Origin of the sequence: Pseudomonas sp. NFACC42-2 (genome assembly GCF_900116055.1) — a bacterium.
Taxonomy (GTDB): Bacteria; Pseudomonadota; Gammaproteobacteria; order Pseudomonadales; family Pseudomonadaceae; genus Aquipseudomonas; species Aquipseudomonas marginalis.
In genome coordinates this window covers 91,563-106,867 of sequence record NZ_FOZO01000008.1, presented here as the reverse complement: position 1 = coordinate 106,867, position 15,305 = coordinate 91,563, and the positions used below count along the sequence as shown (strand labels likewise).

Sequence of the window (15,305 nt, the reverse complement as noted above, 5' to 3'; positions counted from 1 at the left end):
TTGAGAAATCCCATGCACACAAAAACGCCCGGCATAACCGGGCGTCTTGTATTGACTTGCTTAGCGAGCGCGGTAAGTGATACGCCCTTTGCTCAAGTCATAGGGCGTCAGCTCGACGCGCACTTTGTCACCGGTAAGAATACGAATGTAGTTCTTGCGCATCTTGCCGGAGATATGCGCGGTTACGACGTGCCCATTTTCCAACTCCACACGAAACATGGTGTTGGGCAGGGTGTCGACGACAGTGCCTTCCATTTCGAAGCTGTCTTCTTTCGACATGCAGTAAAGCCCTCGGTATCCAGTGAATGGCCCGGTGCAACTGCGCCAGGCAAAAGCGGCGTGCATTGTGCCCGAAAAAGGGTGTTTAAGCCAAGGGGTTCTAGTTAAGCGTGACCCATCTTTGATTAATCAGCAGTTCTATGGGGCGATATTGGGTCTTGTAGTTCATCTTTTTGCAGTTCTTGATCCAGTATCCGAGGTACACCGCGTCGAGTTCCAGGCGCAGTGCTTCACCGATTTGCCAGAGGATCGCGAAGCGCCCGAGGCTGCGCCGCTCTTCGGCCGGCTCGTAGAAGGTGTAGACCGCTGACAGGCCGTTAGGCAGCAAATCGGTCACGGCGACGGCCACCAGGCGGCCGTCCGCGCGAAATTCGTAAAAGCGCGAGAACGGCAGGTCACGCACCAGGAAGGTGGAAAACTGGTCGCGGCTGGGTGGGAACATATCGCCGTCGGCGTGGCGCTGCTCGATATAGCGCTGGTACAGGTCGAAATACTCTTCGGTGAATCGTGGCTTGGCAGCTGCCACCGTCAGGTCGGCATTGCGCTTGAGGATGCGCTTCTGATTGCGGTCCGGCAGAAACTGCGCCACAGGGATGCGTGCCGGCACGCAGGCATTGCAGTTCTGGCAGTGGGGCCGGTACAGATGATCGCCGCTGCGCCGAAAACCCATTTCCGAGAGATCGGCATACACGTGCACATCCATTGGCTGGCTGGGGTCGAGGAACAGCGTGGTGGCCTGCTCGTCGGGCAGATAGCTGCAAGAGTGGGGTTGAGTGGCATAGAACTTCAAACGCGCCAACTCGGTCATGATCAACCCTCGGATAAGCTTTGAAATAAGTGTAAGCCAGGTGTGCGGATGTCGCCTAAGAAACCCATGGCCCTGCGTTGGGTTGGTCCAGATGGTTGCGCAGGAAACCTGCAAAGTCGCTGCGGGATATGGCGCGGGCGCCCAGGCTGTGCAGGTGGTCGTTGGGCATCTGGCAGTCGATCAGTACAAAGCCCCAGGCCTGCAATTGCCGGGTCAATGTGGCAAAGCCGAATTTCGAGGCGTTGTCGGCACGGCTGAACATCGACTCGCCGAAGAACAGCTGGCCCATCGCCAGGCCATACAGGCCGCCTACCAGCTCGCCGTTGTCCCATACCTCCACCGAATGGGCGTAACCGCGCTGATGCAGCGTCAGGTAGGCGCTCTGTATGCCTTCGGTGATCCAGGTGCCATCGGCATACGCGCGCGGCGCGGCGCACGCCTGGATGACGGCGGCAAAGTCCTGGTCGAAGGTCACGGTATAGCGCTGCTGGCGCAATAGTTTGCCCAGGCTGCGGGAAACGTGCAGCTCGTCGGGGAATATCACGGTGCGCGGGTCCGGCGACCACCAGAGGATCGGCTGGCCCTCCGAGAACCAGGGAAAGCAACCGTGGCGGTAGGCTTGCACCAGTCGCTCGGCCGACAGGTCGCCACCGGCGGCGAGCAGGCCATTGGGTTCACGCATGGCCTTGGCCAGCGGGGGAAATGTCAGTGAGTCGCGTTGTAACCAGGTCAGCATGGCATCCAGGCTTGCGGAAGGGGAGGGGAGTGGCAGGCGGATCGCCTGCCCCAAGGGGTGTGATTATTGTCGACGCAGCGCTGTGGGGCCAGCCCGAATCGGCTGTTGGCGTGCAGAAGCATGAGCGGGTGTTTCTGCAACTCTCTGCGTGAGGCGTGGTCGTAATCGGGTCTGGCCCCTGCAGGCCATTTGCCAAGCTTGCCTGGATTGGTAAAAACAGCTCATAAGCCTTTGTCAGCAAAGACAATGCATGCTCAAATTGAACATGTTGTGACACACAATTGGCTATGCTGCCTGAAGAAAGCCAAGTGGCGTGGCAACCGCAACACAAACCCGTACAATGCGGCCATTGTGGTGTTATCGCCATTTCATCCAGCAATCGCCCAGTGTTAAAAGTAGATTCCACGACGTTCGTTCATTTTTCAGCTGCTCGGATTGGGCAGTATTTGCAGTTATTCAACAGATGGACGCGCTAACAGGCGCAGGAAAAGACCCGTTTTGAAGAAATCCGCCGCAACACCTAAAGCAGCCGTCGTGCCGGCCTGGCGCCAGCACCTGCACTATCGACTCAAGGAAGGCGCGCTGATCGCTATCGGCGCGCTGTGCCTGTTCCTGATGATGGCCTTGCTCACCTATGGCAAGGACGATCCGGGCTGGAGCCATAACAGCAAGATCGAAGACGTGCAGAACTTCGGTGGGCCTGCCGGCTCCTACAGCGCCGACATCCTGTTCATGGTGCTGGGTTACTTCGCCTATATCTTCCCGCTGTTGCTGGCGATCAAGACCTGGCAGATCTTCCGCCAGCGTCATGAGCCGTGGCAGTGGAGCGGCTGGCTGTTTTCGTGGCGCCTGATCGGCCTGGTATTCCTGGTGCTGTCGGGTGCCGCCCTGGCGCATATTCATTTCCACGCACCCACCGGCCTGCCGGCGGGCGCGGGTGGGGCGCTGGGCGAGAGCCTCGGCGACCTGGCGCGCAAGACCCTGAATATCCAGGGCAGCACCCTGATGTTTATCGCGCTGTTCCTGTTTGGCCTCACCGTGTTCACCGACCTGTCGTGGTTCAAGGTGATGGACGTGACGGGCAAGATCACGCTCGACCTGCTGGAGCTGTTCCAGGGCGCTGCCAACCGCTGGTGGGCCGCCCGGGTCGAACGCAAGCGCATGGTGGCCCAGTTGCGCGAGGTGGATACCCGCGTCAACGAAGTGGTGGCCCCAAGCACACCGGACCGCCGTGAGCAGGCCAAGGTCAAGGAACGCCTGATCGAACGCGAGCAGGCCCTGAGCAAACACATGTCGGACCGCGAGAAGCAGGTGCCGCCGGTGATCGCCCCGGCGCCGCCCAAGCCGGCCGAGCCCAGCCACCGCGTGCAGAAAGAGAAACAGGCGCCGTTGTTTGTCGACAGCGCCGTGGAAGGCACCTTGCCGCCGATCTCGATCCTCGACCCGGCCGAAAAGAAACAGCTCAACTATTCCCCTGAGTCCCTGGCGGCCGTCGGCCATCTGCTGGAAATCAAGCTCAAGGAATTCGGCGTCGAGGTGTCGGTGGACTCGATCCATCCCGGTCCGGTGATTACTCGTTACGAAATCCAGCCGGCTGCCGGCGTCAAGGTCAGCCGCATTTCCAACCTGGCCAAGGACCTGGCGCGCTCCCTGGCCGTGACCAGCGTGCGCGTGGTTGAAGTGATCCCGGGCAAGACCACCGTGGGTATCGAGATTCCCAACGAGGACCGCCAGATCGTGCGGTTCTCCGAAGTGCTGTCGACGCCCGAATACGACAACTTCAAGTCGCCGGTCACCCTGGCCCTGGGCCACGACATTGGCGGCAAGCCGGTGATCACCGACCTTGCCAAAATGCCTCACCTGCTGGTGGCCGGTACCACCGGTTCGGGTAAATCGGTGGGCGTGAACGCGATGATCCTGTCGATCCTGTTCAAGTCCGGCCCGGAAGACGCCAAGCTGATCATGATCGACCCGAAGATGCTCGAGCTGTCGATCTACGAAGGCATTCCGCACCTGCTCTGCCCGGTGGTCACTGACATGAAGGACGCCGCCAACGCCCTGCGCTGGAGCGTGGCCGAGATGGAGCGGCGCTACAAGCTGATGGCGAAGATGGGCGTGCGTAACCTGTCGGGCTTCAACGCCAAGGTCAAGGAAGCCCAGGACGCCGGCACGCCGCTGACCGACCCGCTGTACAAGCGCGAAAGTATCCACGACGAAGCACCGCTGTTGAGCAAGCTGCCGACCATCGTGGTGGTGGTCGACGAGTTTGCCGACATGATGATGATCGTCGGCAAGAAGGTCGAAGAACTGATCGCCCGTATCGCCCAGAAGGCGCGGGCGGCCGGTATCCACTTGATCCTCGCCACCCAGCGTCCGTCGGTGGACGTGATCACCGGCCTGATCAAGGCCAACATCCCGACCCGCATGGCGTTCCAGGTGTCGAGCAAGATCGACTCACGGACCATCATCGACCAGGGCGGTGCCGAGCAACTGCTGGGCCACGGCGACATGCTCTACATGCCGCCCGGCACCAGCCTGCCGATCCGGGTCCACGGCGCCTTCGTCTCCGACGATGAAGTGCACCGCGTGGTGGAGGCCTGGAAGCTGCGTGGCGCCCCTGAATACAACGACGACATCCTCGCCGGTGTCGAAGAGGCCGGCAGCGGCTTTGACGGTGGCAGCAGCGGTGGCGACGATGATGCCGAAACCGACGCGCTGTACGACGAAGCCGTGGCCTTCGTGCTGGAAAGCCGCCGTGCCTCGATTTCTGCGGTGCAGCGCAAGCTGAAGATCGGCTACAACCGTGCCGCGCGCATGATCGAGGCCATGGAAAACGCTGGCGTCGTCACTGCAATGAACACCAACGGCTCGCGCGAAGTCATCGCCCCCGGGCAGATGCGCGACTGATTCCGTGCCGCGTGGCAGCACGCGGCGCGCCCTTACGACTCAATGAGGACTCCCATGCGTCTTATCCGCATGCTGTTGTTGCCGGCACTGGCCCTGACCGCTGTTTCGGCCCACGCTGACCCGGCCTCCGTCGCCAGCCTGAAAAACCTGTTGGACAAATCCCAGACCCTGACCGCGCGCTTCTCCCAGCTCACCCTGGATGCCGGTGGCACCCAGTTGCAGGAAACCGCCGGCGAGATGGCCGTGCAGCGCCCAGGGCTGTTCTACTGGCACACCGAAGGCAAGGCCGAGCAGACCATCGTCTCGGACGGCCAGAAAGTCACCCTGTGGGACCCGGACCTGGAGCAGGCCACCATCAAGAAGCTCGACCCGCGCCTGAACCAGACGCCGGCGCTGCTGCTGTCGGGCGATGTGTCGAAAATCAACGACAGCTTCGACATCACCTCCAAGCAGACCAGCAATGTGATCGAGTTCACCCTCAAGCCGAAATCCAAGGACACGCTGTTTGACACGTTGTCCCTGTCGTTCGGCAACGGCGTGATCAATAACATGCGCCTGGTCGACAGCGTCGGCCAGCGCACCGATATCCTGTTCTCCGGGGTCAAGGCCAACCAGCCGGTACCGGCGTCCAAGTTCAAGTTCGACATCCCCAAGGGTGCCGACGTGATCCAGGAATAAACTGCCCAGAGGTTTCAAACGCTGCCCATGGATCTGTTTCGAAGTGACCCGATTGCCCAGCCTTTGGCCGCGCGCCTGCGCTCGACCAACCTGGATGAGTACGTCGGTCAGGAACACCTGCTCGCTCGCGGCAAGCCGTTGCGCGAAGCCCTGGAGCAGGGTGCGCTGCACTCGATGATTTTCTGGGGGCCGCCGGGCGTGGGTAAGACCACCCTGGCGCGACTGCTGGCAAAAGTCTCGGATGCACACTTCGAAACGGTCTCGGCCGTGCTGGCCGGGGTCAAGGAGATCCGCCAGGCCGTCGAGGTGGCCAAGCAGCAGGCCGGACAGTACGGCAAGCGCACCATCCTGTTTGTCGACGAAGTGCATCGCTTCAACAAGTCGCAGCAGGATGCGTTTTTGCCCTACGTCGAGGATGGCACGCTGATTTTTATCGGGGCCACCACCGAAAACCCTTCGTTTGAGTTGAACAACGCGTTGCTCTCGCGGGCGCGGGTCTATGTGCTCAAGAGCCTCGACGAAGCGGCGATGCAAAAGCTGTTGCACCGCGCCTTGAGCGAAGACAAGGGCCTGGGCAAGCGTCAGCTGAGCCTCAGCGACGAAGGCTTCAAGATCCTGCTCAGCGCTGCCGACGGCGACGGTCGCCGCTTTCTCAACCTGCTGGAGAACGCCTCCGACCTAGCCGAAGACGGCAGCGAGATTGGCGTCGACCTGCTGCAAAGCCTGCTCGGCGACACGCGTCGGCGTTTCGACAAGGGCGGCGAAGCTTTCTACGACCAGATTTCGGCGCTGCACAAATCCGTGCGTGGCTCCAACCCGGACGGCGCGCTGTATTGGTTTGCGCGCATGATCGACGGCGGCTGCGACCCGCTGTACCTGGCGCGCCGCGTGGTGCGCATGGCCAGTGAAGACATCGGCAACGCCGACCCGCGCGCCCTGAGCCTGTGCCTGGCCGCCTGGGAAGTGCAGGAGCGCCTCGGCAGCCCGGAAGGCGAGCTGGCGGTGGCCCAGGCCATCACGTACCTGGCCTGCGCGCCGAAAAGCAACGCGGTGTACATGGGCTTCAAGTCCGCCCTGCGTGCGGCCGCCGAACACGGCTCCCTCGAAGTGCCGCTGCACCTGCGCAATGCGCCGACCAAGTTGATGAAACAACTGGGCTACGGTGATGAATACCGCTATGCCCATGATGAGCCGGACGCCTATGCCGCCGGCGAAGACTATTTCCCCGATGAGCTTGAGCCGCAGCCGTTCTACCAGCCGGTGCCCCGTGGCCTGGAGCTGAAGATCGGTGAAAAGCTCAATCACCTCGCCCAACTCGACCGCCTCAGCCCAAAACAGCGGAGAAAGTAGTGTTCAAGACGATTCTTGCCGTGTCCGCAGCCGGCATCGCTGGTACATTATTGCGTTTCGCCACCGGTACGTGGGTGAGCGCCCATTGGCCGAAGCATTTTTATGCGGCGACCCTGGCGGTCAACCTGGTGGGTTGCCTGATCATCGGGTTGTTGTACGGCTGGTTCCTGTTGCGCCCGGAAGTACCGATTGAAATTCGCGCCGGCCTGATTGTCGGCTTTGTAGGCGGTCTGACGACCTTTTCATCCTTTTCACTGGATACGCTGCGCTTGCTGGAAAGCGGGCAGGCCCTGGTCGCCTTCGGGTACCTGGGCATCAGCGTGTTCGGCGGGCTGCTCGCCACCTGGGCCGGCCTGTCCTTGACCAAACTTTGATAAACGAGAGACCGACATGCTCGATTCCAAACTGTTACGTAGCAACCTTCAGGACGTAGCGGACCGCCTGGCATCCCGTGGCTTTGCCTTGGATGTTGCGCGCATCGAAGCGCTGGAAGAACAGCGCAAGACCGTCCAGACCCGCACCGAAGCACTGCAGGCTGAGCGGAATGCGCGTTCCAAATCCATCGGTCAGGCCAAGCAACGGGGCGAAGACATCGCGCCGTTGATGGCGGACGTCGAGCGCATGGGCACCGAGCTGTCCGACGGCAAGGTCGAGCTGGAAGGCATTCAGTCCGAGCTGGATTCGATCCTGCTGGGCATCCCCAATCTGCCGCATGAGTCGGTGCCGATTGGCGACGACGAAGACGGCAACGTCGAAGTGCGCCGCTGGGGCACGCCAACGGCCTTTGATTTCGAGATCAAGGACCACGTCGCCCTGGGTGAATTGACCGGTGGCCTGGATTTTGAAACCGCCGCCAAGCTTTCCGGCGCGCGCTTTGCCTTGCTGCGTGGCCCGATTGCGCGCCTGCACCGCGCTCTGGCGCAGTTCATGATCAACCTGCACACCGGCGAGCACGGTTACGAAGAAGCCTACACGCCTTACCTGGTTCAGGCGCCGGCACTGCAGGGCACCGGCCAATTGCCGAAGTTCGAGGAAGAGCTGTTCAAGATCAGCCGCGACGGCGAAGCCGACTTCTATCTGATCCCGACGGCCGAAGTGTCGCTGACCAATATCGTGGCCGGTGAGATCCTCGACGCCAGGCAACTGCCGATCAAATTCGTCGCCCACACGCCGTGCTTCCGCAGCGAAGCCGGCGCCTCGGGCCGCGACACCCGCGGCATGATCCGCCAGCACCAGTTCGACAAGGTCGAGATGGTCCAGGTGGTCGAGCCGTCCCAATCCATGGAAGCCCTGGAAGGCCTGACCGCCAACGCCGAACGCGTCCTGCAGCTGCTGGAGCTGCCGTACCGCGTCCTGGCGCTGTGCACCGGCGACATGGGCTTCAGCGCCGTGAAGACCTATGACCTCGAGGTGTGGGTACCCAGCCAGGACAAATACCGCGAGATTTCGTCGTGCTCCAACTGCGGTGATTTCCAGGCCCGGCGCATGCAGGCGCGTTTCCGTAACCCGGAAACCGGCAAGCCGGAGCTGGTGCATACCCTCAACGGTTCGGGCCTGGCTGTAGGTCGTACCCTGGTGGCGGTGCTGGAAAACTACCAGCAGGCTGACGGTTCGATCCGCGTACCTGAAGTGCTCAAGCCTTACATGGCGGGCGTCGAGGTCATCCGCTAAATGGAATTCCTGCCGCTGTTTCATAACCTGCGCGGCAGTCGTGTGCTGGTCGTCGGCGGGGGGGAGATTGCCTTGCGCAAATCCCGCCTGCTGGCTGACGCCGGCGCCGTGCTGCGGGTGGTTGCTCCCCAGATCGAAGACCAGTTGCGCGAGTTGGTGCAGGGCAGTGGCGGGGAATTGATTCTGCGCGGTTATCAGGAGGCCGACCTGGAAGGCTGCACCCTGATCATCGCGGCGACCGACGACGAGCCACTGAACGCGCAAGTGTCCAGTGATGCCAAGCGTCGTTGCGTTCCGGTCAATGTGGTGGACGCGCCGGCCTTGTGCAGCGTGATCTTCCCGGCGATTGTCGACCGTTCGCCCTTGGTGATCGCGGTGTCCAGCGGCGGCGATGCGCCGGTGCTGGCGCGCTTGATCCGGGCCAAGCTGGAAACCTGGATTCCGTCCACCTACGGCCAACTGGCCGGGCTGGCGGCGCGCTTTCGTGCCCAGGTCAAAGGTTTGTACCCGGATGTGCAGCAGCGTCGGGCATTCTGGGAGGAAGTGTTCCAGGGCCCGATTGCCGACCGTCAGTTGGCCGGGCAGGGCGATGAGGCTGAGCGTCTGTTGATCGAAAAGGTCAACGGCGCGCCGCCTTATGCGCCGGGCGAGGTATATCTGGTCGGTGCCGGCCCAGGCGACCCGGACCTGCTGACCTTCCGTGCCCTGCGCCTGATGCAGCAAGCCGACGTGGTGCTGTACGACCGTTTGGTGGCGCCGGCGATTCTGGAACTGTGCCGTCGTGATGCCGAGCGCATCTACGTCGGCAAGCGCCGCGCCGACCACGCCGTGCCGCAGGACCAGATCAACCAGCAACTGGTGGACCTGGCCAGGCAAGGCAAGCGCGTGCTGCGCCTCAAGGGGGGCGATCCGTTCATCTTTGGTCGTGGCGGTGAAGAAATCGAGGAACTGGCGGCCCACGGCATCCCGTTCCAGGTGGTGCCGGGGATCACCGCCGCCAGTGGTTGCGCGGCGTATGCCGGGATTCCGCTGACCCATCGCGACTACGCACAGTCGGTACGCTTTATCACCGGGCACTTGAAGAACGGGACGTCGGACCTGCCCTGGAGTGACCTGGTAGGGCCGTCGCAGACCCTGGTGTTCTACATGGGCTTGATTGGCTTGCCGATCATCTGTGAGCAACTGATCAAGCATGGGCGTGCCGGGGATACCCCGGCGGCGTTGATCCAGCAGGGCACCACGTCCAACCAGCGCGTGTTTACCGGCACCCTGGCAGACTTGCCGCGCATGGTGGCGGAGCATGAAGTGCATGCGCCGACGCTGGTGATCGTCGGTGAGGTGGTGGTGTTGCGCGAGAAGCTGAAGTGGTTTGAAGGCGCCCAGTCTCAGGTTTGACAACATTATTGCGACAAGCCCGCTCACCAGACGGGCTTGCCAGCCGTACTCAGCTCAAGACACCCTGACCTGTCAGCCGCGCTCGATCATGCCCGGTATCAAACGCCTGCAACGGCCCCTTCGGCACGATCGCCGTCGGGTTGATCGTGCGGTGGCTCCCATAGTAATGCCCCTTGATGTGCGCGAAATCCACCGTCTCGGCCACGCCAGGCCACTGATACATCTCCCTCAGCCAGTTCGACAGGTTCGAATAATCGGCAATCCGCCGCAGATTGCATTTGAAGTGGCTGTAATACACCGCATCAAAACGAATCAGCGTGGTGAACAAGCGCACATCCGCTTCGGTCAGGTATTCGCCGGCCAGGTAGCGGTGGTCCCCCAGGTGCTGCTCCAGGTGATCCAGTTCGGCAAACACATCATCAAACGCGCTTTCATACGCTTTTTGTGAGGTGGCAAAGCCTGCGCGGTACACGCCATTGTTCACGGCCGGGTAGATCCGCTCGTTCAGCCCATCGATGGTCGCGCGCAGCGGCTCGGGGTAGAAGTCCAGGGTGTTGCCGGTCAGGCCGTTGAACGCGCTGTTGAACATGCGGATGATCTCCGCCGATTCATTGCTGACGATGCGGTTGAGCTGCTTGTCCCACAGCACCGGCACGGTGACGCGGCCGGTGTAGTCGGCGGTGTCGGCGGTATAGCGCTGGTGCATGAATTCGAAACCATCGAGCTTATCGCCGGTGGAGCCGTGGGCCTTGTCGAAGGTCCAGCCGTTTTCCAGCATCAGCCAGCTGACCACGGACACGTCGATCAAGCTTTCCAGGCCCTTGAGCTTGCGCAGGATCAGGGTGCGGTGGGCCCAGGGGCAGGCCAGGGACACATAGAGGTGATAACGACCGGCCTCGGCCTTGAAGCCGCCTTCGCCGCTGGGCCCCGGCTGGCCATCGGCGGTCACCCAGTGGCGGCGCTGGGCCTGTTCGCGCTGGAAAGCGCCATCTGCGCTACTTTCGTACCACTGGTCTTTCCAGTGTCCTTCGATCAGCAAACCCATGACTGGCTCCTTGGCTAATAAGCGTTGGAGCCCAGTCTAAAGGGATGAGTTCGAACTAAAAGCGCAAAGACCGGGCGTGAATGATCGATTAAATCGATTTGTCCCGTGCATCCCAGTATTGCCGGGCTAATTCGAACGCCTGTTCCCGTGGGTGGTCGAGGCCGCGCAAGGCCAGGGCCATGGTGGCGATCAGCGCCAGTTGCGGGTAGCTGTCTTCTACGTCGCCGCGCCACACGGCCTTCAGGTGATCAGGCTCCAGGGTTGCCGGCTTGACGTGGCGCTGGTCGGAGAGGGCGGGCCATTCTTCATCCCAGCTTTCGCCACCGGTGGTGCCATAGAGGTGACTGATCGTGTCGGGGTTGATCTCGACTTCGCCGCCGTCGCCCTTGACCACGATCACATGGTCGCCAAGCTGGCCGCTGGCATCGCGGTGCACGCCCTGGTAACCGGGGTGGAAAATGCTTTGCAGGCCGCAGCGCGCATTCAGCGGGTTGAGCAGGCGCGCCAGGGAGTGGATCGGCGAGCGCAGGCCGAGGGTGTTGCGCAGGTCGATCATGCGTTGCAGTTGCGGCGCCCAGTCGCCCAGCGGGATAAACGCCAGGTTGCCTTGTTCAAACGCGGTCCCGACCTGCTGCCAATTACGGCACAGCGGGATGTGCAGGGTTTGCAGCAATTGTTCGGTGTACAGCCGGCCCGCCGTGTGTGCGCCGCCGCCGTGCATGAGGATGCGCACGCCATTTTGTGCCAGGCACTTGGCCGCCAGCAGGAACCACGGCAGGTGGCGCTTCTTGCCGGCATAGGTCGGCCAGTCGATGTCCACATTCAGCGCGGGGGCGTCCAGGCGTTCACGCACGGCTTCGGTAAAACCGGCGAGTTCTTCCGGGCTTTCTTCCTTGTGGCGCAGCAGCATCAGGAAGGCGCCGAGCTGGGTGTCTTCGACTTTTTCGTCGAGCAGCATGCCCATGGCTTCGCGGGCCTCTTCGCGGGTGAGGTTGCGCGCGCCGCGCTTGCCTTTGCCCAGGATGCGCACGAACTGCGCAAACGGATGCTCGGCAGGGGTTTCAAGGGTCAGTGGGGCAAAGTCGGTCATAAGCAATTCGTCGGCCGGGGCAGGCCCGCCAGCTTGGCGGCGAGTTTGGCGGGAGTGCCGTTGAACAGTGTGTTGAGGTGCAGGCTGTTACCCTTTTGCGGGCCCAGCTTCAAGGCGGTGTACTTGATCAGAGGGCGCGTGGCGGGGGACAGCTGGAATTCGGCATAGAACTGGCGCAGCAGCTCGAGGATCTGCCAATGGTCCGGGGTCAGCTCCAGGGCCTCGGCGGCAGCCAGGGCCTCGGCCACCTCAGGGGACCATTCGTTCAGGTCGACGAGGTAACCGTCCTTGTCCAGCTCGAGGGTGCGCGCGCCTACGGTCAGGGTGTTCATAGCCAGGTGTTGACCTTGCTGTAGTCGAGCGACAGCTGCACGAAACCCGGGTAGTCCACGCTGTCGGCCCAGTCCGGCAGCGGCAGATTGCGCGCCTGCATGTCTTCCGCCAGCACGAACACCTTCACGCCCTTGGTGCGCAGGGCCGGGTTGTGCAGCCCGTAGGCTCCATCGCCGCAGAGCAGGATCGCATCCTCGGCGCCACAGATGCGCAGGCAACTGGCGAGGCGGCTATCGGTAAAAGGAGAGTGAGATACCACATGTAAAGTCGACATCAGAGGGTTATCACCTGGTCGTAACGGTCAATCAGCCTGGAGATCGCTTCGCTGTCCAGTGACTGGGCATTGGCCGGCTGCGTCAGCCCGCGCTCAGCCAGGCTATGGCGGCAGGCGAACACCTCATCGATGCCGAACAGGCCCAAGGCCTGCAGATTGGCGCTGAGGTCTTTTTGCTGCACGGCCTTGGCGTCCTGGTGCGGCGCCAGTTGGAACACGCCGTCATCCATGAACAGCACGCCGATCGGCAGATCAAACGCGCCCCCGGCCAGCACGATATCTAGCGCTTCGCGCGCGCTCGGCCCGGACCAGGGCGCCTGGCGGCTGATCACTAACAAGGATTTGGACATGTCACGGCCCTCCAAAACAGATCAGGCGGTCGGCGGCCTGGGCGGCGTCGTGCAATTGCCCCAGGCCCGACAACGCCCAGGGCGCATCCAGGTTGGCCGCGCTGCGTTGATAGCGCGTGGCTTCCTCGGCATTCAGCACGCCACGACGCAAGGCGGCAGCGATGCACACCACGCCGTCCAGTTGATGCGCATTGACCAACTCGCGCCATTGGCGGGTAATGTCCTGCTCATCCTGGGGTGCAACGATGTTATTGGAGGCGCCGTAGACGCCGTCCTGATAGAAAAACAGCCGCACAATCTCATGCCCGCCGGCCAACGCCGCCTGTGCAAACAGCAGGGCGCGGCGCGAGGAGGGCGCGTGGGCGGCGGAAAACACTGCAATCGCAAACTTCATGGAACACTCTGCAAGCAAACGTGGGGCAATGATAAAGCCGCCGCCACGAAAAAGCCCGCCATGATCAAAACGGTCACCCTCGATGATCGTTCTGACGATTGCCGGTAGGCGCCAGGCTGCCTAGTCTGTGGGAATCCGAAACCCAAATGGAGTCTCCATGTCAGGTCCCTTGGCGTCCCTCAAAGTGCTGGATTTTTCCACCTTGCTGCCCGGCCCGTTTGCTTCCTTGATGCTGGCGGACATGGGCGCCGAGGTGCTGCGCATCGAGTCCCCTACGCGCATGGACCTGCTGCGGGTGCTGCCGCCCCATGACCGGGGGACTTCGGCCAGTCATGCCTATCTCAATCGCAACAAACGCAGCCTGGCGCTGGATTTGAAGCGGGCCCAGGCGCTGGAGATCGTGCGCGAACTGGTCAAGGACTACGACATTGTCCTCGAACAATTTCGCCCCGGCGTGATGGAGCGCCTGGGCCTGGGCTATGAGGCGCTGAAGGCGATCAACCCGCGGCTGATTTATGTGTCGATCACCGGGTACGGCCAGACCGGGCCCTATAAGGACCGCGCCGGGCATGACATCAACTACCTGGCGCTGGCCGGGGTCGCCAGCTACACCGGGCGCCAGGACAGCGGGCCGTTGCCACTGGGCGTGCAGTTGGCGGACGTGGGCGGCGGTTCGCTGCATGCGGTGGTGGGGCTGCTGGCGGCCGTTATCGCCCGTCAGCAAAGTGGGGTCGGCCAATACCTGGATGTGAGCATGACCGATTGCTCGTTCAGCCTGAATGCCATGGCCGGCGCCGGTTACCTGGCGTGTGGTGTGGAGCCTGAGCGGGAGAGCCATGTGCTTAATGGCGGCAGTTTTTATGACTATTACCGCTCGCGGGATGGGCGTTGGATGGCGGTCGGCAGCCTGGAACCGGCTTTCATGCAGCAATTGTGTGAAGCATTGGGCCGCCCGGAGTTGGCCGCGCAGGGCTTGAAGCCTGAACAGCAGCCGGCGCTTAAGCAGGCCTTGCAGGTGGAGTTCGAGAAGCGCAGTTTCCAGCAATTGTGCGAGCTGTTTGCCGGGGTGGATGCCTGCGTGGAGCCGGTGCTGACGCTCAGCGAAGCCGTGGCCCATCCGCAACTGAAGGCGCGGGCGCTGGTCAGCCAGGTGCCCAGGGGCGACGGCTCGAGCCAGGCGCAGATAGCCTGCCCGTTGAAGTTTTCGGAAGGGTTGCCAGCGCCCCGGCACATTGGCGTCGCCGTGGGCGCGCACAGTGATGAAGTGTTGGCGGAGCTGGGCTTGAGCCCGCAGCGCATCAGCGAGCTGCGTAGCTCCAAGGTGATTATGTAGTGGCTGGGCGGACGCTATCGGGAGCAAGCCCCCTCCCACAGGTTGATCGTATTCACAGGCCTGAGTGTGGGAGGGGGCTTGCTCCCGATGAGGCCTTTATTCCACCCTGGTTTCGCCGGTAAACACCAAGGTCTGCCGACACCGCCTGCACAAATACCGCCGCCCCTGAGCCACCATGCCATGGCGTTGCGATGAAAACGGGAAGTCGCTGTCGGCACACGGGCACCGGTAGATATAACGGGTCACCTGGCGACGCTTCACGGCATAGGTGTGGCAGCGGTCCGGCGGCAGTTCGTAGACCCCACGCATGATCAGTTGCCATTCCTCGCCATGGGGCTGGATACGGTCACCGAACAATTGGTGGGCAATCAGGTGCGCCACCTCATGGGCCACGGTCTGTTTCAGGAAGTGCTGGCTGTTTTCTCGGTACAACTGTGGGTTGAAGCGCAGCAGGTTCTCGTGCAAATGCGCGACACCGGCCTTCTGGCCCCGCAGCTTGAGGCTGACCTGGGGGCGTTTGAAGCTTCGTTTGAAAAAGGATTCGGCTTGCAGGAAACAATCTTCGACGCGGGTATTGAGTTGCTCGGGCATGCTGTACATATCTCCAGAGACGTCCAGTATGCCGCAAAACCGAGTGTTTCCGAATCTGTCAGGCGCCGAAT

At 62.2% G+C, this 15,305-nt stretch carries 17 protein-coding genes; 7 read left to right on the top strand and 10 right to left on the bottom strand.

The annotated features are described in order from the left end of the window. Positions 1-60 precede the first annotated feature (60 nt). The 3 genes from infA to aat all read right to left on the bottom strand — a co-directional run bounded on the left by infA (position 61) and on the right by aat (position 1,823). A complete protein-coding gene (gene infA / locus BM416_RS16775) occupies positions 61-279 on the bottom strand; it encodes a translation initiation factor IF-1 (RefSeq protein WP_002553999.1) in 219 nt (72 codons plus the stop codon). Positions 280-379: 100 nt separating this feature from the next. Beyond that, the gene (locus BM416_RS16770) at positions 380-1,087 is read right to left on the bottom strand and encodes an arginyltransferase (protein ID WP_092488798.1); all 708 of its coding nucleotides are present in this window, start codon (positions 1,085-1,087) and stop codon (positions 380-382) included. A gap of 55 nt (positions 1,088-1,142) precedes the next feature. Continuing rightward, positions 1,143-1,823: a leucyl/phenylalanyl-tRNA--protein transferase gene (aat, locus tag BM416_RS16765; RefSeq protein ID WP_027606341.1), complete on the bottom strand. Its 681-nt coding sequence runs from the start codon at positions 1,821-1,823 to the stop codon at positions 1,143-1,145. A gap of 498 nt (positions 1,824-2,321) precedes the next feature. On the opposite strand from aat, the gene BM416_RS16755 reads away from it, so the two are divergent. The 6 genes from BM416_RS16755 to cysG are packed head-to-tail and all read left to right on the top strand — an operon-like array spanning position 2,322 to position 9,824. After that, complete coding sequence (locus BM416_RS16755; RefSeq protein WP_065927074.1) at positions 2,322-4,730, top strand: DNA translocase FtsK; 2,409 nt, start codon at positions 2,322-2,324, stop codon at positions 4,728-4,730. A gap of 54 nt (positions 4,731-4,784) precedes the next feature. Next, the gene (gene lolA, locus BM416_RS16750) at positions 4,785-5,408 is read left to right on the top strand and encodes an outer membrane lipoprotein periplasmic chaperone LolA (RefSeq protein ID WP_016975527.1); all 624 of its coding nucleotides are present in this window, start codon (positions 4,785-4,787) and stop codon (positions 5,406-5,408) included. Between the two features lie 27 nt (positions 5,409-5,435). After that, the gene (locus tag BM416_RS16745) at positions 5,436-6,758 is read left to right on the top strand and encodes a replication-associated recombination protein A (RefSeq protein WP_027606344.1); all 1,323 of its coding nucleotides are present in this window, start codon (positions 5,436-5,438) and stop codon (positions 6,756-6,758) included. Continuing rightward, positions 6,758-7,132: a fluoride efflux transporter CrcB gene (crcB, locus tag BM416_RS16740; protein ID WP_065948349.1), complete on the top strand. Its 375-nt coding sequence runs from the start codon at positions 6,758-6,760 to the stop codon at positions 7,130-7,132. The genes BM416_RS16745 and crcB overlap by 1 nt, the downstream gene beginning before the upstream one ends. Before the next feature lie 16 nt (positions 7,133-7,148). After that, positions 7,149-8,429 carry a serine--tRNA ligase gene (gene serS, locus BM416_RS16735; RefSeq protein WP_092488797.1) on the top strand — a complete coding sequence of 427 codons (1,281 nt, stop codon included), beginning with the start codon at positions 7,149-7,151 and terminating at the stop codon, positions 8,427-8,429. Continuing rightward, the gene (gene cysG / locus BM416_RS16730) at positions 8,430-9,824 is read left to right on the top strand and encodes a siroheme synthase CysG (protein ID WP_092488796.1); all 1,395 of its coding nucleotides are present in this window, start codon (positions 8,430-8,432) and stop codon (positions 9,822-9,824) included. A 49-nt stretch (positions 9,825-9,873) separates the two neighbouring features. Here cysG and BM416_RS16725 read toward each other — a convergent pair whose 3' ends face one another. The 6 genes from BM416_RS16725 to tusD all read right to left on the bottom strand — a co-directional run bounded on the left by BM416_RS16725 (position 9,874) and on the right by tusD (position 13,310). Further along, a complete protein-coding gene (locus tag BM416_RS16725; RefSeq protein WP_092488795.1) occupies positions 9,874-10,869 on the bottom strand; it encodes a glutathione S-transferase family protein in 996 nt (331 codons plus the stop codon). Positions 10,870-10,957: 88 nt separating this feature from the next. Then, positions 10,958-11,959, bottom strand: coding sequence for a glycosyl transferase family protein (locus tag BM416_RS16720; protein WP_092488794.1), 1,002 nt, complete (start codon positions 11,957-11,959; stop codon positions 10,958-10,960). Then, positions 11,956-12,291: a TusE/DsrC/DsvC family sulfur relay protein gene (locus BM416_RS16715; RefSeq protein WP_092488793.1), complete on the bottom strand. Its 336-nt coding sequence runs from the start codon at positions 12,289-12,291 to the stop codon at positions 11,956-11,958. The genes BM416_RS16720 and BM416_RS16715 overlap by 4 nt, the downstream gene beginning before the upstream one ends. After that, positions 12,288-12,566 (bottom strand): sulfurtransferase complex subunit TusB, encoded by a 279-nt coding sequence (tusB, locus tag BM416_RS16710; protein WP_092488792.1) that lies wholly within the window; start codon positions 12,564-12,566, stop codon positions 12,288-12,290. The genes BM416_RS16715 and tusB overlap by 4 nt, the downstream gene beginning before the upstream one ends. Continuing rightward, positions 12,566-12,916, bottom strand: a complete 351-nt coding sequence (gene tusC / locus BM416_RS16705; RefSeq protein WP_092488791.1) for a sulfurtransferase complex subunit TusC — start codon at positions 12,914-12,916, stop codon at positions 12,566-12,568. The genes tusB and tusC overlap by 1 nt, the downstream gene beginning before the upstream one ends. 1 nt (position 12,917) lies before the next feature. Further along, the gene (gene tusD / locus BM416_RS16700) at positions 12,918-13,310 is read right to left on the bottom strand and encodes a sulfurtransferase complex subunit TusD (RefSeq protein WP_092488790.1); all 393 of its coding nucleotides are present in this window, start codon (positions 13,308-13,310) and stop codon (positions 12,918-12,920) included. Positions 13,311-13,467: 157 nt separating this feature from the next. Here tusD and BM416_RS16695 point away from each other — a divergent pair, with 157 nt between their 5' ends. Continuing rightward, positions 13,468-14,643, top strand: coding sequence for a CaiB/BaiF CoA transferase family protein (locus BM416_RS16695; protein WP_092488789.1), 1,176 nt, complete (start codon positions 13,468-13,470; stop codon positions 14,641-14,643). A 96-nt stretch (positions 14,644-14,739) separates the two neighbouring features. Here the strand turns inward: BM416_RS16695 and BM416_RS16690 are convergent, their stop codons facing one another. After that, entirely contained in the window at positions 14,740-15,234 is a 495-nt protein-coding gene (locus BM416_RS16690; RefSeq protein WP_092488872.1) for a SprT family zinc-dependent metalloprotease, read from the bottom strand. Positions 15,235-15,305: the final 71 nt, after the last annotated feature.